The sequence below is a fragment of the Streptomyces sp. NPDC048295 genome (assembly GCF_040652135.1).
GTDB lineage: Bacteria > Actinomycetota > Actinomycetes > Streptomycetales > Streptomycetaceae > Streptomyces.
This window is the reverse complement of sequence record NZ_JBEZLL010000002.1, coordinates 267,529-287,667: the sequence shown is the minus strand read 5'-3', so window position 1 is coordinate 287,667 and position 20,139 is coordinate 267,529. Positions and strand designations below refer to the sequence as shown.

Here is a 20,139-nt window from a genome sequence, read left to right as displayed (position 1 = left end):
GGTCTCGGGGAACCCTGCGACCCACCACCCGGAGCAGGCGTGACCGTCAAAACTTCTGGCCCCGGATCGCTGATCACGTGAGGATGCCTTCATGTACTTTGCTCGTGCCTCCGACCCCGAGCTCCTCGACGTCATCGATCGCCACGTCAAACCAACGACGCAGGGGGTCGGGCGCTACCTGCACCTGCTGCACGGCAACTTCGCGCGCGACGACGAAACCGAGCGCACCCCCTTTCTCCGGTCCCTGAGCGCTGCCGCCCGAGAGATCACCGACGAAGAGCTTGAGCTCCTGCTGGAGAGCGAATGGCGCTCCCGACTCACGGCCGCCTGGCTGATCGGCTTCGACCGCCGCGAGCACTTCCGCGACGTCCTCGGCGACCTGCTCCTGGCCAGCCGACTCTGCTTCGCCGGCCAGGGCTACTGCTTTGCCCTCGCATGCTTCGGCGCGGACGAGGACGCCCAGCACCTGGCCGCGTACCTGGACCGCTACCTCCGACGACCTGACTGTCAGTACGACCAGCGCTGGGCCATCAGTGCGCTCCTCCGCATCGACAGCCGTACCGGAAGCGAATACGCCGCCCGTTTCGTGGCTCCCGGCGGCCTCTGGCACCAGTGGAACGAGGCCCAGCACAAGCCGTCGCCGCCAAGCCGGTTCATCGACGAACTGTGCGCTCTCACTGTCGAAGACGTGGCCGTCGGAGGCTCCGGATCGGTGCCACAGGAAGGGGCCTGAACGATGACCGGACCGCAGGGCGTGCCGATGCCCGGCCAGGTCCGGGGCCTGGCGGCACCGAATGCCGACGGGGCGATCTTCGTCACCAGCTACGACGGAAAGAACCTGTTCACCACCGTGCTCACCGCCGTTGACATGGCCGGGGAAGTCCTGTGGCGCCGCGGGTTCGAGGGACACCCCGGTCGGCCGTGCGTCAGTACCGACGAATCCGTATGAGTCGCCCATCGCGGGCCGACGGGTGCCGTCCTGACCCAACTGGACGCCACAGGCCGGGCCGTGGGCTCGATCACGCCCGAACACGAGCCCTTTGAGCGCCTCGGTTCATTCGCCGTGCTGCCCGACGGCATCTGCGCGTCCTGGCTGCCCGCCGAGCGGAACCGCTGGTGTCCGGGCCAGGGCTCCGGGGCCGTGAGCTTCACGATTTCAAGGAAACTTGGGGTTCCTCATGGCCAACCCACGGGCCGACAGGTACATCAGAGCAGTTCCCGTGCGGCGTAGTAGGCGTGCAGCGCAGCCTCGCTGCCGGAGCCCAGGGCGGTCATGATCCGCTGGAAGCGGGCGGAGCGCAGGTCACCCGCCACGATGATGCGGGGGTGCTGGCCGGTCGGCGGACAATAGCCGTCCGCATCACGGTCGAGGTCGCCGGACGGGGCGGTGGGCGCGCTCCCGATACAGATGTAGACGGCGTCTGCCGTGACCGTACGCTGTCCGCCGTCCCGGCCCACCGTTTGCGCTGTCACCGTGACGCCTTCAAGGGGGTGCAGGGTCAGGTGCTCGACGGGCAGGAGCGCGACGCGGGGGTCGTCGCGGATCTCCTCGGTCTTGTACTCGTCGGCCTCGGGGTGGGCGACGAGCAGACGGGTGTCGGTGGTGGGGTGGGCGCGCAGGAAGGTGCCGATCGGGCGGTCGCCGCCGAGGACGAGAAGGGTGCGGCCCTCGGCGTCGTCCGCGCCGGCCTGCCAGAGCGGGGGCAGGGTGAGGCCGCTGGGGGCGGTGATCCAGGCGGCGTCCCTGGGCTGGAGGGGGCCGACGCCGGTGGCGACGACGGCGTACGGAGCAGTAAGACGAGTACCGGTGTCCAGGGTGACGGTGACGTGGTCGTCGTCGGCGCGGAGGTCGACAGCGTAGTGGCCGAATTCCAGGCGGCACAGCTCCGTGCTCTTCAGCTCCGTGGTGATGGAGCCGGCGAGCTCGGGGCCGCTGGTGCAGCCGCCGAGGACGTTGTTCAGGACCGGGATGCGGTACAGGTTGCGGCACAGCGTGTCCGGCTCGATCAGGACCGAGCGCATGCCGACGCTGGCGGCCATGCGGGCGGCGGCGCAGCCCGCCGGTCCGCCGCCGATGATGATCAGGTCGGTGTCGTGGGTGGTGGGCGAACCGGTGTGGGGCGGTGTGTCGGACATAGGGCTATTCCAGCACCGATCCCCTTGCGTACGCGGTGAGTCGTCCCACCACATGCTCTTCGATGACGAGTTGGCCGGTGCCGATCAGGCGGCGGGCGACGACGACTCAAGGGCCCCACGATGCGCCCCCTCGTACCGTTCCTGTCGTTCACAAGGATCGTCTCTGTCGTTTCCGCTTGGGGCCGATGTCCATGCCGTCCTCGACGAGCTCGCGATCGAGCAGGCCGGTGACTGCAGGTGGTCGGCCACCGCGAAGGCGGGCCCGATCAGCAGGACACGTTGCAGTGCGCGAAAGACCCGAGCCCGGTCACACCGCGGTCCACGGATGCCGCGTTCCCCCGGCCTCGATTCCGGCAAGATGCGCCGCCGGCACCAGCGTCGGCAGCAGCAACCGCCAGAACCGCGTCACCGTCGAGGTCGAGAGCCAGGCCGATTCCCGCACCCCGAGCACCTCGAACCCGATGGTCGCGGCCACCACGGCAGTCACCACGTCCTGGACCCCCGTCCCCCGACGCAGTTCGCCTGCGAACTCGGCCTGCTTCAGGGTCTCCTCGGCCCAGCAACGCCAGCGATCGCGCAGATCCAACCGGCACTGGCGGGACGCCTTGCCGCTCAGTGCGAAGCCGACCCGCAGCACCACATCGCCGCGCAGCGCGTCGGTGAGCGCATGGGTGACATCGACGAGGAGCTGCACATGGCTCGTCCCGAGCGGCAGCGCACTGTTCGTGATGGCCAGCAGTCTGGTCAGCGCCTCCTCCTCGACAACGTCCACCAGGGCGGCCTTGCTCGCGAAGTGAAAGTGCAGCGCCCCATTGCTCACCCCTGCCCGCGAACTGATCGAGGTGAGTGACGCCGCCGAGAAACCCTCACGGTCGAAGACCTCGGCCGCAGACCGGATCAGGGTGTCACGCGTACGCGCCGCACGTTCCTGTTTGACCATCAACTACTCCGTCACTGCGAGAGGTTGCCCCGTCTACCGACGAACGGATGTCGACTATAACAAACCGCCCGTGCGGTTTTCGAAAAGATTCTCCACTCGCCCAACAAGCCCGGAACCGACCTGCCCCTTCCCTCAGGGGCAGGCGGATCAAATGAACGGCTCCGCTATTTTCGGGACGCCAAGGAGTCAGTAGTACTAGAAATTAAACCGGTTGGTATGTATTTTCAGGCCAAGAAACAGCCCTGAACACACCTTTCGCACCGACCCAGGGGGAGCAATGTCCGCGAGCACGTTCCAGGTCGAACAAACAACGTTCGACAGAGAAATGACAAGAGGAACCAAGGCTTCCACCACCAAGCCCGGCGGCTTCTACCCCAACACTCTGACTATGACCGTTCCCAAAGAACTCGTACACCGGTCCACCGTCGCAGAGGTCATGCTCACCGACTGGGACCGTGTCGACGACACCCACTTCGTCATGTCCGCCGAATGGCCGCGCGGCCACAGCTTCTTCACTCCGGTCGCGGACGGCTACCACGATCCACTCATAGGCTGCGAGACGGTCCGCCAGATCGGCATACTCCTGGGGCACGCGGAGTTCGGCGTCCCCTTCGGCCACCAGTTCCTCGTCTGGGATCTCGACCTCGCCGTACGTCCACAGCACCTGCGAGTGGGGTGCGGGCCCGCCTCCCTCAGCATCGACGTCCACTGCACGGAGATCAACCGGCGGGGCAGCAACCTGTCGGGGCTGCGCTTCGAGGCGGTCTTCCGCCGCGACGGGAACATCGTCGCGACCGGTGGCGGCTCCTTCTCCTGCATGGCACCCGCGGTCTACCGCCGGGTTCGTGGCGAGCGCATTCCCGGCGGCAACTGGGACCAGCTGCCGCTGATCAGCCCGGCGGCCCCGCAGAGCGTCGGGCGCGTGTCTCCCATGGACGTCGTGCTCTCCCCCACGAACGAGCAGAATCTCTGGCAGCTGCTGCCCGATACTCGGCACCCCGTGCTCTTCGAGCATGCGGTCGACCATGTGCCGGGCATGGTGCTGGTCGAAGCCGCCCGCCAGGCCACGGCGGCAGCCCTCGGCCGGCCCTCATACCTCCCGCTCGCCATCGCCAATGAGTTCAAGCGGTACGTCGAGCTGGACTCCCCGTGCATGATCGAGGCGTCCCTGCTGCCCAACACCTCCCCCGAAGGCGAACAGAGCGTCCTGGTGACCGCCCGTCAAGGCGGCTCGTTGGTGTTCAACTCCACGGTGACCGCAGGGTCGCACGGGATCTGACCGTGGCGAACTGCGACTTAGCCATGCCGAACGGCGGCTGCCCGCCGGGCAGCCGCCGTCTTCCGCCTTCAGTGGCACACTCTCAACGATCCGCGTTCCCGAAGGCGCTCAGGTGATCCCCAGCCCATCCCCGGAACGTCTCGGCCGGCCGGCCGAGCAGACCGGCGACCGTGTCGTCCACTCCCGCCTTCGCGCCCTCACGGCCGCGCTCCGCGCTCTCCAGCAGCGCCTCCACGATGTCCGCCGGATAGCGCGCGCACAGCGCGGTACGCGCCTGCTCCAGGCCCAGTTCCTCGAAGCGGAGGGGACGGCGCAGCAGTTCGGCGAGCTGGGCCGTCTGCTCGGCCGCGGAGATCGTCTCCGGCCCGGTCAGCGTGTGGATCCTGCCCGCATGACCGTCGTCGGTGAGGGCACGTACCGCCACCTCCGCCACGTCACGCGGATCGACGCAGGCGTTGGCCGACTCTCCGTACAGGGCCCTTACGACATCGTCCGAGCGGATGGATCCCGCCCAGGAGAGCACGTTGGACATGAACGCGCGGGGACGCAGCAGGGTCCACTCCATCCCGGAGTCACGCAGCAGGTCCTCGTTGCGGCGTTGCCACCGGGTGATCAGATCCTCGGCCCGGCTGTCCGCAACGGCGGCGGCGGACAGCTTGACCACCCGCCGCACCCCCGCCGCCCCGGCGGCCCGGAGGAAGCCCGCGTCGTCGTCACCGCCAGGGTTGGTCACCAGAAAAACGGTGCGAACCCCACGCAGAACACCCGCCACCGAGGCCGGATCCAAGAAATCTCCATGGACGATCTCGGACGACCCGCCCGCTCCCGTGACCCGCCCCGGATCCCGGGCCATGATGCGAACCCCCAGGTCAGACGGGATCCTTCGGACTACTTCCCGCCCGATGGTCCCCGTGGCACCGGTGACAAGAATCATGGATTTACCTCTCTTGTCCGATAATTCCCCGGCCGGTACGGACGAGGAAGCGACCTGTAAGATACGAACTGGACGGTTTCTTTACCGGCCTCCCGACGTTCACCACCCTGAGGAGGGAGGAGGCAGAGTGGCTGAGCAGCTGCGAGCCATCCGTACCCGTCAGACCATTCTTTCGGCAGCGGCCAAGATCTTCGAGGAACACGGGTACCAAGCGGCCACGATCTCCCAGATCCTCACCGAGGCAGGCGTCACCAAGGGCGCCCTGTATTTTCACTTCCACTCCAAGGAAGACCTGGCTCAGGGCGTTCTCGCCGAGCAGGACCAGCGGATCATCGTCCCTTCCCGCGCCTCCAAGGTGCAGGAGATCGTGGACGTCGTGATGCTCCAGGCCCACCAGCTGCAGACCGATCCCATGGTCCGCGCCGGCGTGCGGCTGACCATGGACCAGCTGGCGCAGAGCCTCGACCGCAGCGGCCCGTTCCTGCGCTGGGCCGAGGTCGGCCTCGACCTGCTCCAAAAGGCGCAGGCTCAGGGGGAGTTGCTGCCCCACATCTCGCCGTCCGAGACGGCCGATGTCATCGTGGGCTCCTTCGCCGGCATCCAGTCCATGTCGCAGGCCGTCTGCGAGTATCGCGACCTGGTCCGCCGGGTCTCCGCACTGACGCGTCACGTGCTGCCCAGCGCGGTGGTGCCCTCCGTCCTGGCCTCGCTCGACCTCTCCGAGGGCCGGGGAGCCGCGGTCTACGACGAGGCACTGAAGGCGGCCGAGATGCGGGACCTCGTCGAAACGGCCGGCTGAGCACCGCTCGTGTCTGCGGCGCACTGTCAACAGTGCCCCGCAGACACGGCACCCTCGACGAAGTACGCCGACAGTGCCTCCTTCAGGTCATGGCCGCCCGACACCCAGGCGATGTAACCGTCGGGCCGCACCAGCACCGCGTCGTACGGCACCTCGGCGGTGGGCCGGGCGCGGACCACGTCGAGGATCCCCTCCCACCCCCGGGCCGCCTGCTGGTAGCCGTCGCCCTCCTCGCCGAGGAGCAGCAACAGCGGCCTGCCCGCGCGCAGCAGCCCGATCACATCCGTCTCGCCGTCCACCGTGCTGAGCAACGCATTGCGCAGGAACGTGCCCGTCGCCCCGCCGGACGGCTCACCGGTGCGGTCCGGGAGCACCGTGTCCTGTGCGCTGATCAGACCGGCGAGATACCCGTTCTCACGGTCTGCCGACAGAACCCCGGTGAACACCCCGCGCAGTGCGTCGAGTTCGGGACCGGGACGCATCAGCGCGAGCTGGGCCTGTGTCTGGTCGATGACTCGCCGGGCGACGGGACGGCGCTCCAGGTCGTAGGTGTCGAGCAGACTCGCGTCCGCCGTTCCGTGCACGGTCAGCGCCAGCTTCCAGCCCAGGTTCAGGGCATCGAGCACACCGGTGCTGAGGCCCTGTCCCCCGATCGGGAAGTGGACGTGCGCCGCGTCACCCACCAGAAAGACCCGCCCCGCCCGGAATGTTCGGGCCAGCCGCGCGAAGTCGCTGAACCTGCTGAGCCAGCGCGGCGCGTCCATCGCGATCTCGCGGCCGGCGATCCAGGACACTTCGCGGCGCAACTCCTCCAAGGTGGGCGGCAGTTGCCGGTCCGGGTGCGCACCGTCGCAGTTCAACGTGCGGATGTGCGTCCTGCCCTCCGCGTCGAGTTTGGCCACGATCCAGCCGCGCTCGGTGCGGTGCCAGCCCTTGGGAAGCTCGTCCGGCCGCGCGAGCGTGACCGCCCCCATGAGCGCGGACACCGTCGCCGGATGGGTGTCGGAGGCTATGCGCACCTGGTCACGGACCGCGCTGCGGGCCCCGTCCGCCCCCACCACGTACTCGGCGAAGCAGACCGTGGTGCCCTGCGGCCCGTCGGCCACGACCCGTACCCCGTCGCCCTCCTGAACGACCTCAAGCACCTGGTGCTCGCGCAGGATCCGGGCCCCGGCCGCCCGCGCCCGTGCCTCGAAGTGCCGCTCCAGCTCCGCCTGAGGGCACTTGAGGATCGGCTCGGGTTCGCGTGCGGGAGCAGAGATGGTCAGACCGGGCAGGCCCGCGAAGTGGAACGGGCTCTCCGCCGCGCCTTCGGTGTACGGGTACCCCTGCCCCGGCAGGTGACCGCGACGTGCCAGGGTCTGCACCGCCCGGGCGTGCAGCGTGGTCGCCTTGGGCTGCTCGGACACATCGGCCCGTGATTCCAGGAGCACGGTGTCGACTCCGTACCCGGCCAGTTCGGCGGCGAGCAGCATGCCGACCGGTCCCCCGCCGACCACCACGACCTTTGCCCGTACCGGGCTCTCCCCCTGCACAGCAGCGCCTCCCCTGGCTTCCGACCATCCGCCGAAGGAAATATACCGGACGGACTGTTTCCCATCCATCCGCCAGGGTCCTCTGCCCAGGGGTACGTGCCCGGCGTGGAAGGCACACTCATCCAGCCGGTCGACGGGCGAACCCGGCGTCGCTTCTCCCGCTGGGACGCATCGATGACTCGCGGTCAGAGGCCGAGTTGTACGAGGCGATCCGCCGGGATCACCGAATGGGGCGACGTTGCGGCGCTTCGGCACACGCACAACATGACGTCGCGGACTGGTCCGGCGTTTTTTTGGGGGGGTGGCGACAGCAGCGGCGCAAGGAGTCGAACCAGGAGCCGGGTCGGTCAGACCTGGTTCCGCCATCTCCTCGTCAGGCTTCGTGGACTCGGGCGTGCAGATGCATGTCGTGCCAGCCGTCGGCGTGGAGCAGTGCTTGACGCCGTACGCCCTCCAGGGCGAAGCCGGTCTTCTCGGCGATGCGGCAGGACGCGATGTTCACCGTCGAGTGGCCGAGTTCGAGTCGGTTGAAGCCGGCCTCTTCCAGAGCCCAGCTCGACACCCGGGCCACAGCCCGGGAACAGACACCCTGGCCACGGGACTCCGGGGTGGTCCAGTAGGAGATCTCCGCCTGACCGCCGACCATGATGACGGACTGGAGGGAGACCCGTCCGAGAATCCTGTCGCTGCCGGCGTCGACCACGGCCCAGTGGCAGGCGGTCTCGCTCTCCCAGCCACGTCGCCACTGTCTGATCCACTCTTGGGCTTCGTCTTCGGAGTCCGCCTTGCGCAGATGCCAGTGCTGGATCGTCGGGTCCTGGAACACTCGCGCGACGGCGGCTGCGTCGGAAAGCAGCCATGGCCGCAGAAGTATGCCGTCATCGATCGGCAGCATCGGCTGGGTAGCTGCGTTGAGACTGCCGGCGGGCATGACAGGAGTGACCAGAGAAGGCATGGTCGCCATCATGGCAAATCTGCCTCCGGGCCCGCGAGCAATCGTCAAGGCTCGCGGACCAGCAGTGTCAGGGAGTGCTCCGGCGGTAGGTCCACATCTCGGCCATCCGACCGTCGAGGAGTCGGATCAGCCAGATGAGATGGCTGTCGATGGTGCCGGGGCGGCTTTCGTGGCCGACGCCACCGACGACGGTCAACAAATCGTCGGTGCCGAGGATCGTGTCGATGTGGAAGCGGAGTCCTGGTCGGCCGGCGTGGGTACGCGTGACGGCGCGCTGAACGTCGCCGGGCCCGGTCACCTCCGGGTGTGCATGGTCGACCCGGCAAGCGCGGCACGCATGTGGAGAGCCACCTGTGGGCGGCGGGCCGCCGCGCGGCACTCAGTACGTCTGGATCTCCAGGAGATTCCCGTCCGGGTCGCGCAGGTGTGCCGCCCTCAGCCCCCAGCCCGACAGCTCCCGGGCCGGCGCCACCAGGACCCCGCCATGCCGCCGGCACAGCGCGACCGCCGCGTCAACCGCCGCCGCGTCCGCAACGGGTACCACGAGGGTCGCACCGCCCGCGGCAGGAGCCGGCGGTACCTCACCGACGAATGCTTCCCGCCGGATCACGGCGAACGCGGTCGCCCCCTCGAGCGTGTCCCAACTGGCGTAGCCGGACGCTGCGTCACCGCGCGCGAGCACATACCCTGTCAGCTCGGGCAGTACGGCCGCGTAGAACGCGAAGACGGCCGGGTAGTCCCCGGCGAGTACGCGCGGATGCAGAGCAAACATGCGTACCAACCTACTGGCCAGGTTCCCTGAACCAGGTCGGATGCCGGCGTTTCCTGCTCATCGGTGCGGTCGGCTTCGCCACGGTGTCCGTGTTCCCGCGTGGCATCCGGTGTCGGCATTCGGCACAGTGCGCAGCCCTCCGTTTGTCCTCCTGGGGCTGCCGGGCTTGTCCGGCCGCTGCCCTGGACAGTGGCCGATCGGACAGCGAACTGTCCGCCTCTTCGGCGCGAGGTTCGAATGAGAGAGCGGCTGTTCACGCTTCGTCCAGGACCGGAACCAGAACTGTCGTGGACGGGCCCTGGTGTCATCGCGTCGCGGGATGCCGTCACGCCCGGCCTCCCAGGCAGGGCTGCGCGCGAGGGCCGCGGAGACCCGACTTGGCGGTTCCGGACCACCCGGGGCCGGGCAGTCCCTCCTCGGCGACGTTGGAGGAGACCCATGCGGTGCGGCCCCAGCCGTGCGGGCGCAGGCTCGGCAGGACAGCGCGGACCTGGGCGGCGACACCGATCGGCTCGGCTCCGGTCATGGCCGGCCACTCCGCGAGCGGCACGTCCTCGACGTGGTTGCCGGGGGCCGAAGGACCGTCGCCGCCCCGGCGGCCGGCACTGGCCCAGCGTCCACGGGCTCCACGTCCTTCAGGCCGAGTACGAAGAACCCTCGCGTCCGCGTACGCGGCGCGCAGGTCACTCCACTGCCGAGGCGAGGGGCTGCTCGCTCCAGATCGTCTTGCCCCGCTGGCCGTAGCGGCTGCCCCAGCGGGTGGTGAGCTGAGCCACGAGGTACAGGCCGCGGCCTCCCTCGTCGGTCCAGCGGGCCCGGCACAGCCGCGGCTGGGTGTTGCTGGGATCGGACACCTCGCAGATCAGCACGTTGCCGCGGATGAGCCGTAGGACGATCGGGCCGCCCGCGTAGCGGACCGCGTTGGTGACAAGTTCGCTGACGATGAGTTCCGTGGTGAATGCCAGGTGGTCCAGGCCCCAGGCAGCCAGTTGCCCTGTGGCGGCCTCCCGGGCCTCGGCCACGATGGCCGGGTCGGCGGGGTACTGCCAGGCGGCGGTCGAGTCGTCCGGCAGCGCCCTGGTACGTGCGAGCAGCAGGGCCACGTCGTCCCTGGACGGCATCTCGGTTGCCCGGGAGAGCAGGGACCGGCCGATTCCGTCCAGGGACGGAACCCCGTCGCCGGCACATAGCGTTGCCATGCTTTCGACCAGCTGCGACATCCCGTCTTCGATGTCCTGCCCGTCGAGGGTGACGAGACCGTCCGTGTACAGGGCGAGGATGCTGTCCGGCTCCAGTCGGAGGTTCGTCACCTCGAACGGCATGCCGCCCACTCCGAGGGGTGGGCCGGGCGCGATCTCGATCAGCTGGGCCGTGCCGTCGGGGTGGACCAGAACGGGTGGTGGATGGCCGGCGCTGGCCAGCGCGCACTGGCGGCTGACCGGGTCGTACAGCGCGTACAGGCAGGTCGCACCCGTGACGCTCGGCTGGGCGGGGCCGCCTTCCTCAGCGAGTTGCTGGACCAGGTCGTCGACGTGGGTGAGCAGTTCGTCGGGTTCCAGTTCGAGGTCCGCGAGGGTCTGCACCGCTGTACGCAGCCGCCCCATGGTCGCCGTGGCGTGCAGACCGTGTCCGACGACGTCGCCCACGACAAGTGCGACGCGGAACGACGGCAGCGGGATCACGTCGAACCAGTCACCGCCGATGTCGGCCCCGCCTCCGGCGGGCACATAGCTGCCCGCCGCCTCGACCGCTGGAATGTCGCTGGTGGTACGGGGCAGCAGGCGCCGTTGCAGTGCCACGGAGGCACGGTGCTCGCGGGTGTACCGGCGGGCGTTGTCCACGCTCGTCGCGGCCCGGGAGGCGATCTCCGCCAGGAGTTTCCGGTCCTCCTCCACGAAGGGATCGGGACGGTCGGTTCGCCAGACCACGACGGCGCCGAGCAACAGGCCACGGGCGAACAGAGGAGAGTAGAGGACCGAGTGACCGCGCTCGGGGACGAACAAGGGAGCCAGTTCAGGTCCCAATTGCTCGCTCGCCTCCTGTACGGAGGCGAGGACGGTCTCTCCGCACCGCAGCCTGCGCAGAACGGGTGGGTCGGGCAACGGAGGAACCGACTTGCCCGGTTGTAGAAGCTCGCCGGGGACGGATCCGGTGGCCGAGACCACTGCGGCGCGGCGCAGGTGCCACAGCCCGGCGCCGACCAGCTTGGGGGGCTCGTCGCCCTGGAACACGGCTTCCGCGAGTTCCACCCAGGCCATGTCCCCGAAAGCCGGGACGAGAACTTCGGCCAGATCCTGGGAGGTGCGCAGGACGTTCAGGGAGGTACCGATCCGTTCGGATGCCTCGTGGAGCAGATCCAGGTGGTGGAGGTCCCGCTGCTGGGCTGCGGAGGGCATGAGCATGGTGGCGACACCCGTCGGCTGCCCCTGGCCGTCCTCCAGCCGGAAGGCGGACAAGGACCACTGGCTGCCGTGAGCCTGCGGGGGCCCCACCCGCTGTTCCCACGCGATCAGCGGCACTCCGGTGTCCAGGACCCGGCGCAGCACCGATTCGACCTCCTCCGCGTCCTGCGCGGAGAGTGCCTTCCCCAGAAGGCCGCCCACAAGCGCGGCGGAACCACCGGACGGCCCGGAAGCGGCGGCATTGGTGCGTACGGTGCCAAGGTCCAGACCGCGGATACCGATCTCGATCTGGTTCTGGGCGAACAGTGCCCGCGCGAGAGCGGTGTTCTGGTTCCACATGTCCAGGTACTGGGACGGGAGAGCCAGGACAAGGCTCTGCGACGAGCCTTCCAGCCGCACCACACGAAAGGCGACCTCGACCTGGTCACCGAAGGAGCTGCGGAGCACCGCGCGGCCCGCCGACGGGATCCCGGACTGCTGGGGGCTGTCCCGGCACCGTCCGTGGGAGAGGCGGGCTAGAAGGTTCCGCACCGGGGAGCCGCAGGCTTCCTCGGCCGTGTGCCCCAGCAGGTCTGCTGCCGCCCGGGACCAGCGCAGTACGACGCCCTGATCGTCGACCACCGCGGTCGCGATGTCGTCGAACGAGAACGACCGGCCCCAAGCGTCATCAGTGGATGCGCCCATCCCGCTGTCCTTTGCCTCTACGGAAATACCTCAAGGTAAGTACATTGTGAACAATTCCGGCGCGCGCTGTTGCGCCATCGGGAGCCAAAAACACTCATTGCGACTCCCGGCCGACGGAGACACATCGATGACCGGCGACACATGCCGCCGTACGTGAAGCCGTCCGAAATCGCTGTCGAGCGCCTGGAACGGCCCGGCCCGACGGCGGAGCTCCGCTCGCGGGGGCTGCGGGCTCCGGGTCCGCCCCCGATCTATGCGAGGTGTTGCCGGACCAGGCCGGCCAGTCCGTCGATGAGGGGGCCGGGGTCGACGGACGGGTCGAGCGACCGCTGGAGCAGGTAGCCGTCGATCGCGGCTGTGAGGGTGACCGCGATGACGAGCGGTTGCGTGACTCCCCGGGCGGCGAACCAGTCGCACAACCACTGCCGGAACTCGGCCAGCGAGGCGGCGAGCTCGGCACGCAGTTGCTCGTCGCGGCTCGCGGCGACGAGGGACTCGTACAACAGCAGCAGTTCCGGGTCGCGCGGGTCGTCGGCGGACAGCGCGCGCAGCATGGTTTCGACGGCCGCGACCGGGTCCGCCTGTGCCAGGGCTTCGCCGGCCCGGTCGAGGAAGAACGTCCGGATCTTCCGCACGGCGGCGATGCGCCGGAGTTCGCCGATGCTTTCCACGTGGTAGTGGATCACTCCGGTGTTCACGCCCGCGCGCTCCGCGACCCGCCGGCTGCTCACATCGCCCCAGCCCAACTCGGGAATGAGTGAGGCAGCGGCCTCGATGATCTTTTCGCGTGTGTCCGTCCGGCGCGAGGGTTTCGTGGGCTCGCTGTTCACAGTCGCATTCCCTGGATCAAGATCACCACGTTCACGCCGGCCGAGGCCGGTGCGATCGCTTCGAGGACGAGCAACTGTACCGGCAGACGGTCGGGCACGGCGGGGAAGACCGCACCGAGGCCGGCCGCAAGGACCGCGATGCGGCCGCGGCCCCGCACCAGCGCCGCCACGAGCGCCCGGTGATGGTTCGTCATGGCGAACCCGGCTGCCACGAAGCCGGTGGGCCGAGAGAGGCCGGACATACGTTGAAGCTGTTGTAGCGCCACCGCGGAAGCGGGGAGAAGCCCCTCGTGTCGACCAGCTTCCCCGGGACCATGGAATGAACAGGACCGTTTCCCGTGTCGCCGGTCGATGTGATCGTCGGCGGGACGGTTGCCCGGCCTCGGCCGGCTCGCCGCTCGGCCCGGTCAAACGCCAAGCACCTCGTCGGCGCTGCGGGGCTCTTCGCGCGGCTGCTGGTTGAGCTTGTGGCGCGCGATGGAGGAGTGCCGGTAGACCTCCTTGCGGGCTCGCATGATGTTGCCCAGAGGTGCGTGCTCGGCGGTGACCCGCCATGGGGTGAAGGACAGCGAGTCCATCTTCTCCAGGTTCTGCGGGCCGGAGATGTCCTGCTGCGGCAGCCGCAGCTTCGCCACGGTGACGGACGGCGAGAGCTGTTCGGGCCACTCCACGGTGGTGTCCTCCACCGGCATGCGCTCCAGGTCGGTGCAGAGCTGGATCTGGATGTCGAAGGCGTAGGGCCGCTCCTGCAGTTCGGCTTGCAGAGCCGGCCGGAAGACCTCCTGCGCGGAGGCCGGGTCGATGGCGCGCCGGACCACCGCGGCGGCGGAGGCCGGGTCGGGGGTGATGCGCACCTTGGCGATGTACTCCCCGTGCCGGACCGCGCCCATCGTCCAGTAACTCGACAGCAGCAGGTTGGCCGGAGGGGTCTTGGACAGGCGCAGGAAGGCCAGGAACTCGTCCCATGCCCAGTTGTCCTGGTCCAGCGTTCCTTTTCCGGTCACGAACTCGGTGAAGAAACGATGTGCGCCCGGTCGTCCCTGGGAGAAGTAGGCCGGCGCGTTCAGGAACAGTTCCTGAATGAACAGGTAGTGCTCGACCGTGTTGCAGAAGAAGATCGGTGCGTTGATGTTGGCGTAGTCGAATGTGCCCGTGTCCGGCTCGTCCTCCAGCAGGGTCGGGCCGGGGACGTCGAAGATCTTCAGTGCGAGTCCGGTGGCGGCGCCCAGTCGTGCGTCGGCTCCGGCATGGGGCGAGCCGTTGGAGAAGCGGATGAGCGCGTCGTGGGTTCCCGGTGTCGCGTAGATGCCCTGGCCGTACTCACGGGGAAGCCCGTCCAGGATCTCCACCTCCCCTCGGACCAGGCCGTAGCCCTTGGCATGGGCATCGCGAAGGGCACATCCGGTGCCACCGGCGCTGACCGACTCGGTGATGTAGCTCTCGGTCCTCTCGATCACCGTCCGCAGGTTCTGGTCGAAGTGCGGATCACCGTCTTCGATGTCCGGCGTGTAAGGAACGAAAGGTGCTGCCATGACTACCACCTCTCCTCAAGGACCTCGGTAGGGCCTCGGGCGTGGGAGGGTGCCGTCAGTCCTCCAGTTCAGCGAGCCAGCGCAGGGCACGCAGACCCGGCACGAAGCAGTACTCGCCGCCGCGGGTGACCACGAAGCTGGGCAGGTTCCGCAGGCGGCGCCGGATCGGCTTGTCCGGGATGGTGGCGCTGCCGGTGCCGCCGTGGTGCCCTGCCACCGGGTCCTTCTCGCCGGGGTGGCCGATGAAGTTGCCGTCGTTGACCCACTCGGCCTTGATGAACTCGAACTGTCGCTCAAGATGGGCTCCGACGAAGACTCCGACCAGGCCCCGGTCGGCTCCGTCGTCCTCCAGCACGCCCTCGGGCAGTGGTGGGCCGTAGGTGGTACCGCGGCGGATGAGGCGGTGCATGCGTGCGTCGCCGATGATGGTGGCATCGCGGGGATTGGTGCGGCGGATGTGCGCACCGGCGGGGCACCGGAAGCCTCGGTCGTCGTTCTCCCGGTACAAGAAGTTGTTGACGCGGTGCGGATCGGCCGCCAGCTCCGGGTCGTCGTGTTCCGGTGCCAGGGTCAGCGGCGCTCCGCTGGGCCAGCGCCCCACCATCTTCGCCGCCAGGAGCGCCTCCTCCTGTGCGCTGGAGGCGTTCGCGCGCAGGTACCGGCGCCAGGCCGCCACATCGGTGTGGATCTTGCGTACGGCCGCGTAGGTTCCGTTGCGCCCCAGCACCTCCGGACTGGGCATGGGCGGCAGGCTGCCGGTCTCGTCGGGGTAGCCGAGGATGAACTCGCCCGCCTTGATGGGAGCTTCCTGCGGGTTGGAGCCGGGCAGCCCGACGCCTTCGATGTTCGGGTGGCTGATGCCGTCGCGGAATCCGAAGGTGGTACGTCCCGTGGGGAGCTGGTGGACGTCCTGCTGCCAGATCACCTGGACACCGGGGGTGTCCTGGTAGGCGACGCGGGCCCGTTCCAGTTCCCTGTCCAGGTGCGCCGCATCGGAGGACAGGGCGCTCAGGGCGATGTGGACGTCGCCCGTTCCGAACGGTGCCTCCCAGTGGGCCGGAGCGCTCTCGCCCACGTCGCCGATCAGCTCCGCCCGGGCGGCCATGCCCTCACGGAACGCCTGCGGAAAGCTGTCCAGCGAGTCCTGCGGCACCCCCAGGGCCCTCAGTCCCTGGTAAGTGAACGCCACAGCCACCCAGGCGTCCTGGCTCCGGTCCGCACCGGGCAGGCCGCCCGGGGTCAACGGGAGCAGCCGCCGCAGCAGGGCCCGCCCGGCGTGGCGGTCCTCGACGCGCAGGAAGATGAACCTTCCCTCGTACGGAACCGGCCGTGGGCGCAGTGCCCCGCTCTGGACGTCGTCGATCTCGACGCCCACGCCGGCTGCGCTGCTGCTGTCCGCCGTGTCCATGTTCGCTTCTGCCTCCGCATCGGTCTCTGTCCGAACAGCTCCACAGCGGCCGACCGACGTGCGTCGAAGCGGGTCCACGGTGTGGTGTCGGCCACGGGGGTCGGCCGTACCCGGGTGCCAGGGCCTGTCCGGCCCTGATCCGGTCTGGCCCGAACGAGAGGCCCTAGGCCGCGGCTTCCTCCATCAGCTTCTGGAAGGCCGGCGTGGCCAGCAACTCGGCGTTCGCCGGGTTGTCCAGCGCCGCACGGAATTCGGAGGTGTCCAGTAGCTCCTGGAAGGCCTCGTCCACGCGCTGGTCCTTCCAGATCTGCTGGACGGTCAGTTCGGGGTACGAGGTGACGAAGACTCCTGCGGGCTCCTGCTGGGAGACGAACCAGTCCTTCACCCCGGGATCGGATACACCGGGGAACCCTTCGGTGTGCGAGAAGACCTTGTCGAAGCGTGCCCCGACCACGGTCTTGGCGAAGTCGTCGATGTAGGTGTCCCAGGAGCCGTCGAAGACGCTGGCGAACATGAACCGGGTGTCGTTGTCGAAGATCACGTGCCGCGCGTCGTGCAGGGTGCCGATCTGACGCAGCGCCGCACGGGTTTCCTCGTCAGCCGTCGCCTCGGCGAGCGCGGCAAGGTCCTCACGCAGCGCATCCGCGTGGCCCGCCTTGATCCTGGTGAAAACGGTGAACTCGCTGCAGACCCCGTCTTTCCTGCCCGGGCGCCCGGGCTGAGCCGACCGAGTCGCACCCGTCGTCGCAGTCATCGGAGATTCTCCTGCCACGGGTCGGTGCGAGGGTCACCGGGCACCCGAATACGGGGCGCCGTCGCCCTCACCTCTTCATCCTGACCGCACACGCGTCGCTCCGCACCCCGGGCCCGGGGCTATGGGAATACCCGGGGGCGGTACGTTGCAGGGCTCCGGCACCGCAGGTCCGGCCCGATCGGTTCGTCAGCGCCTCACAGTGGCCGCATACGGTCCGTGCCCGCACGTACCTCCGGGGTGCGCATCGCCCGCCGTCCGTCACGGTGCCGGGAGGGCGTTCGCGGGGGACGGCCTGCGTTCGGGCCCGATCGAGCACCGCCGCGGAAACGAGCAGGCCAAGGGCTTCGCGCTCCGGGAAGCTCCCGAGGACAGATCCGCGTGGGCGCAGGAACATGGAATGGGGACCTGAGGAATCCGTCGTCGCGTTCTGCGGCAACTGCTTCCGCTCGGCCGGAAAGGGGCAGCCACGCAGCCGTCCGGGTGATCCGCGGCGCTACTGCGGCTCCCCCGTGAGCGGGCAGGAGCGGCGAACCGCTCGGAGGTCCGGAACACCGGGCCGGGCTGCGGACACGGTAGTTCCCGCCGAAGGTCACTCTCCGGCGGGATCACTTGCGGAGTGGTGGCGGCCCGGTTCCGGGGCCCCACGACACGTGTCGGAGGCGTCCACGACGGTTCCGTGGCCGCGCATGCGGACGGATCGGGTCATGCACTCCCACCCGGCCCTGCGCGACTCGGTCACCGCCCTGAACCCACCTGGAGGCGCTCATGGGCACGGTTCTCGGTGACGTACTGGGCTTCGCGGCAGGCGTCGCGGTCAGCCCGCTCCCGATCATCGCGATCATCCTTGTCCTCGCCACGCCTCGGGGACGTCTCAACGGACTGCTCTTCGCCGTCGGCTGGATCCTTGGGCTGTCCGCACTGGGCGCGGTGATGCTGGCGATCGCCTCCCCCGCGGGCGCCTCCGCCCACAATCACCCGGCCGTCTGGGTAGGAGCCCTCAAGCTCGCTCTGGGCGTGCTCCTCGCCCTCTTCGGCGCCCTGCAGTGGCACCGGCGCCCCAGGGATCCCTCGCAGGCCCGGCTGCCGAAGTGGATGGGCGCGATCGACCGCCTCACCCCGGTCAAGGTCTTCGGGCTCGGAACAGCTCTGGCCGCACTCAACGCCAAGAACGCCCCGCTGACCATCGCCGCGGGCGCCACGATCGGCTCGGCAGGACTGCCGGTCGGGCAGCAGATCGCATCGCTGGCCGTCTTCGTCCTGATCGCCACCCTCGGCCTGCTGGCCCCCTTGGGGGTCTTCCTGCTCGGAGGAGAGCGGGCGAAAGCGACACTCGGCAGTTGGAAGAACTGGGCGGCCGAGCACAATGTCGCCGTCATGGCGGTCCTGTTCTTCGTTCTCGGGCTGAAGCTGCTGGGAGACGGGATCTCCATCCTCACTTCCTGACGTTCGTTCGCCGTCAGTGACCGGCGGGTACCGGTCACGCTCACCTGGGCACGTGCACCTGGGGGCGCCATCCCGCGTGCGCGGTGAACGGCGCCCCGGACGCACCGGACCGCCTCGCCCCGGCAGGCCGGGCTGGCGGAACTCGTCCCCGGCGGGCACACTGCCACGGTGCCGGCGGCCGCGCACCACCCCCGGACATGAGGAACTCGGCCCCTGCAGACCCGAACTGACGTCGTTCCTGGAGACCGTATGAGCAGCGCCCTTCTCGTGATGGATGTCCAGCGAGCCGTCGTGGACATCGCCGACGACGGCTCCGGATACCTGCCGCGCCTGCTCAGGGCGATCGATGGTGCCCGAGCGGCAGACATTCCCGTGATCTACGTGGTCATCGCATTGCGCCCGGGCTTTCCGGAAGTCGGGCCGCGTAACAGGGCCCTCACCGCCGTCGCACGGGCGGGGCTTCATGTCGAGGGCGACCCCGGCACCGAGATCCACCCCGATATCGCGCCCCGGCCGGGCGAGGTGGTGGTCACCAAGAGGCGGGCGAGCGCGTTCTCGGGCAGCGACCTCGACGTGGTGCTCAGAGCTCGCGGCATCGACAGCCTCGTCCTCACCGGCATCGCCACCAGCGCCGTGGTGCTGCACACCCTGTGCCAGGCCAACGACCTGGACTTCGGCCTCACCGTCCTCGCCGACGCGTGCCTGGACACCGACGCCGAGGTTCACCGGTTCCTCACCGGGAGCCTGTTCCCGCAATGGGCGGATGTCCTCACCGTCGACGACTGGGTCAAGGCCACCGCGTCCCGTTGACGGACGCCCACGCCGCCCTCTGTCGAGCTCATGGCACTGGCTTCGTTCCTGCCGAGGACCTCGGACGTCGTTCTCCGAGTCCGGTCGGACCGCTACGCGGGCTTCTGAGGCCGGATCGCGCCGCACTGGGCGCAGGACCAGGCCGACCGGGCAAGCCCTAGTATCGGACGGCATGCGCATACTCGTCGTGCAGCACGACTCGCAGCTTGCGGCAGTGATTGCCGCGTGCCTGAACGGGATCGGCTTCGATGTCGAGGTGGTCGCCGACCTCTCCGACGCCGACCTCAAGTTGAGCGGCACCGAGTGTCACGGCCTCGTTGCCGACCGGGCGCAGCCCGACGGAGACGTCCTGCGTCTGGTCGCCGACCACCGCCGGGCCGGCTGGACCCGCCCGGTCCTGATGCTCACCGCGCTCGATTCGCACGCCGAACGTGCGGCCCTCATCGAGCAGGGCGCGGACGACTATCTGGTCAAGCCCTTCAGCACCGCCGAACTGGCCGCCCGGATGCGCAGCCTCTGCCGCGCCCCCGTGGTTCCCGCCCTGGAGTCCCGGCCACGCGTCGGGACCCTGGAATGGAGCCGTCACGACGATGTGTTCACCCGCGCCGGGGTACCACTGCTCTTGACTGTTCCGGAGGCTGCGGCCCTTCGGGCCCTGCTGCTGGCCGGCGGGGCACTGGTGACCCGCGAGCGACTGGCCGAGTACTGCGCTGCCGAAGGGGACCAGCCGGAAGCCTGCCCGGTCGACGCGTTGATCGCCCGACTTCGCCGTCGGCTCGGTCCCCCGGACCCGATCCGGACCGTCCGCCGGATCGGCTACCGCCTGGTCGCCCCTGCCTGACACACGACCCTGGCGATGGCTCTGGACCATCCGCTTCTCTACAGGATCCCCGCACGTTTGAACCGGTGGAACCGATCACGGGTGG

Annotated in this window: 21 protein-coding genes; 7 read left to right on the top strand and 14 right to left on the bottom strand. The window is 69.1% G+C overall.

What is annotated here, in order from left to right:
- Positions 1 to 91: 91 nt before the first annotated feature.
- Together AB0D53_RS03700 and AB0D53_RS03695 are read left to right on the top strand one after the other, a co-directional pair.
- A complete protein-coding gene (locus tag AB0D53_RS03700; RefSeq protein ID WP_362439548.1) occupies positions 92 to 733 on the top strand; it encodes a DUF6000 family protein in 642 nt (213 codons plus the stop codon).
- 3 nt (positions 734 to 736) lie between these two features.
- The gene (locus AB0D53_RS03695; protein WP_362439545.1) at positions 737 to 949 is read left to right on the top strand and encodes a hypothetical protein; all 213 of its coding nucleotides are present in this window, start codon (positions 737 to 739) and stop codon (positions 947 to 949) included.
- A 257-nt stretch (positions 950 to 1,206) separates the two neighbouring features.
- Here the strand turns inward: AB0D53_RS03695 and AB0D53_RS03690 are convergent, their stop codons facing one another.
- Together AB0D53_RS03690 and AB0D53_RS03685 are read right to left on the bottom strand one after the other, a co-directional pair.
- On the bottom strand, positions 1,207 to 2,136 hold the full coding sequence (locus AB0D53_RS03690; protein ID WP_362439542.1) for an FAD-dependent oxidoreductase: 930 nt from the start codon (positions 2,134 to 2,136) through the stop codon (positions 1,207 to 1,209).
- Positions 2,137 to 2,443: 307 nt separating this feature from the next.
- Positions 2,444 to 3,076, bottom strand: coding sequence for a ScbR family autoregulator-binding transcription factor (locus AB0D53_RS03685; RefSeq protein WP_362439539.1), 633 nt, complete (start codon positions 3,074 to 3,076; stop codon positions 2,444 to 2,446).
- Between the two features lie 388 nt (positions 3,077 to 3,464).
- Between AB0D53_RS03685 and AB0D53_RS03680 the strand changes: the two genes are divergently transcribed.
- A complete protein-coding gene (locus AB0D53_RS03680) occupies positions 3,465 to 4,355 on the top strand; it encodes a ScbA/BarX family gamma-butyrolactone biosynthesis protein (RefSeq protein ID WP_362439536.1) in 891 nt (296 codons plus the stop codon).
- An 82-nt stretch (positions 4,356 to 4,437) separates the two neighbouring features.
- Here AB0D53_RS03680 and AB0D53_RS03675 read toward each other — a convergent pair whose 3' ends face one another.
- Positions 4,438 to 5,289: an SDR family oxidoreductase gene (locus tag AB0D53_RS03675; protein ID WP_362439533.1), complete on the bottom strand. Its 852-nt coding sequence runs from the start codon at positions 5,287 to 5,289 to the stop codon at positions 4,438 to 4,440.
- 127 nt (positions 5,290 to 5,416) lie between these two features.
- Here AB0D53_RS03675 and AB0D53_RS03670 point away from each other — a divergent pair, with 127 nt between their 5' ends.
- Positions 5,417 to 6,088 carry a ScbR family autoregulator-binding transcription factor gene (locus AB0D53_RS03670; protein WP_329815813.1) on the top strand — a complete coding sequence of 224 codons (672 nt, stop codon included), beginning with the start codon at positions 5,417 to 5,419 and terminating at the stop codon, positions 6,086 to 6,088.
- 26 nt (positions 6,089 to 6,114) lie between these two features.
- On the opposite strand, the gene AB0D53_RS03665 is transcribed toward AB0D53_RS03670, so the two are convergent.
- The 11 genes from AB0D53_RS03665 to AB0D53_RS03615 all read right to left on the bottom strand — a co-directional run bounded on the left by AB0D53_RS03665 (position 6,115) and on the right by AB0D53_RS03615 (position 16,960).
- Complete coding sequence (locus AB0D53_RS03665) at positions 6,115 to 7,623, bottom strand: FAD-dependent monooxygenase (protein ID WP_362439529.1); 1,509 nt, start codon at positions 7,621 to 7,623, stop codon at positions 6,115 to 6,117.
- Positions 7,624 to 7,996: 373 nt separating this feature from the next.
- Positions 7,997 to 8,578 (bottom strand): GNAT family N-acetyltransferase, encoded by a 582-nt coding sequence (locus AB0D53_RS03660; RefSeq protein ID WP_362439526.1) that lies wholly within the window; start codon positions 8,576 to 8,578, stop codon positions 7,997 to 7,999.
- 67 nt (positions 8,579 to 8,645) lie between these two features.
- Complete coding sequence (locus AB0D53_RS03655) at positions 8,646 to 8,876, bottom strand: hypothetical protein (RefSeq protein ID WP_362439523.1); 231 nt, start codon at positions 8,874 to 8,876, stop codon at positions 8,646 to 8,648.
- 81 nt (positions 8,877 to 8,957) lie between these two features.
- Positions 8,958 to 9,350 (bottom strand): VOC family protein, encoded by a 393-nt coding sequence (locus AB0D53_RS03650; protein WP_362439520.1) that lies wholly within the window; start codon positions 9,348 to 9,350, stop codon positions 8,958 to 8,960.
- A 325-nt stretch (positions 9,351 to 9,675) separates the two neighbouring features.
- Complete coding sequence (locus tag AB0D53_RS03645) at positions 9,676 to 9,876, bottom strand: hypothetical protein (protein ID WP_362439517.1); 201 nt, start codon at positions 9,874 to 9,876, stop codon at positions 9,676 to 9,678.
- A 157-nt stretch (positions 9,877 to 10,033) separates the two neighbouring features.
- Complete coding sequence (locus AB0D53_RS03640; RefSeq protein ID WP_362439514.1) at positions 10,034 to 12,436, bottom strand: SpoIIE family protein phosphatase; 2,403 nt, start codon at positions 12,434 to 12,436, stop codon at positions 10,034 to 10,036.
- 251 nt (positions 12,437 to 12,687) lie between these two features.
- Positions 12,688 to 13,266, bottom strand: a complete 579-nt coding sequence (locus tag AB0D53_RS03635; RefSeq protein WP_362439511.1) for a TetR family transcriptional regulator C-terminal domain-containing protein — start codon at positions 13,264 to 13,266, stop codon at positions 12,688 to 12,690.
- Positions 13,263 to 13,532, bottom strand: coding sequence for a hypothetical protein (locus tag AB0D53_RS03630; RefSeq protein ID WP_362439508.1), 270 nt, complete (start codon positions 13,530 to 13,532; stop codon positions 13,263 to 13,265). Before AB0D53_RS03630 ends, AB0D53_RS03635 begins: the two co-directional genes overlap by 4 nt.
- A gap of 141 nt (positions 13,533 to 13,673) precedes the next feature.
- On the bottom strand, positions 13,674 to 14,798 hold the full coding sequence (locus AB0D53_RS03625; protein WP_362439505.1) for a catalase family protein: 1,125 nt from the start codon (positions 14,796 to 14,798) through the stop codon (positions 13,674 to 13,676).
- Between the two features lie 55 nt (positions 14,799 to 14,853).
- Positions 14,854 to 16,206, bottom strand: a complete 1,353-nt coding sequence (locus AB0D53_RS03620) for a Dyp-type peroxidase (protein ID WP_362439502.1) — start codon at positions 16,204 to 16,206, stop codon at positions 14,854 to 14,856.
- A 163-nt stretch (positions 16,207 to 16,369) separates the two neighbouring features.
- Positions 16,370 to 16,960 (bottom strand): hypothetical protein, encoded by a 591-nt coding sequence (locus AB0D53_RS03615; RefSeq protein ID WP_362439499.1) that lies wholly within the window; start codon positions 16,958 to 16,960, stop codon positions 16,370 to 16,372.
- A 765-nt stretch (positions 16,961 to 17,725) separates the two neighbouring features.
- Between AB0D53_RS03615 and AB0D53_RS03610 the strand changes: the two genes are divergently transcribed.
- The 3 genes from AB0D53_RS03610 to AB0D53_RS03600 all read left to right on the top strand — a co-directional run bounded on the left by AB0D53_RS03610 (position 17,726) and on the right by AB0D53_RS03600 (position 20,054).
- On the top strand, positions 17,726 to 18,403 hold the full coding sequence (locus AB0D53_RS03610; protein WP_362439496.1) for a GAP family protein: 678 nt from the start codon (positions 17,726 to 17,728) through the stop codon (positions 18,401 to 18,403).
- Between the two features lie 249 nt (positions 18,404 to 18,652).
- Positions 18,653 to 19,213: an isochorismatase family cysteine hydrolase gene (locus AB0D53_RS03605; protein WP_362439493.1), complete on the top strand. Its 561-nt coding sequence runs from the start codon at positions 18,653 to 18,655 to the stop codon at positions 19,211 to 19,213.
- 172 nt (positions 19,214 to 19,385) lie between these two features.
- A complete protein-coding gene (locus AB0D53_RS03600; RefSeq protein WP_362439490.1) occupies positions 19,386 to 20,054 on the top strand; it encodes a response regulator transcription factor in 669 nt (222 codons plus the stop codon).
- The last annotated feature ends 85 nt before the right edge of the window (positions 20,055 to 20,139 follow it).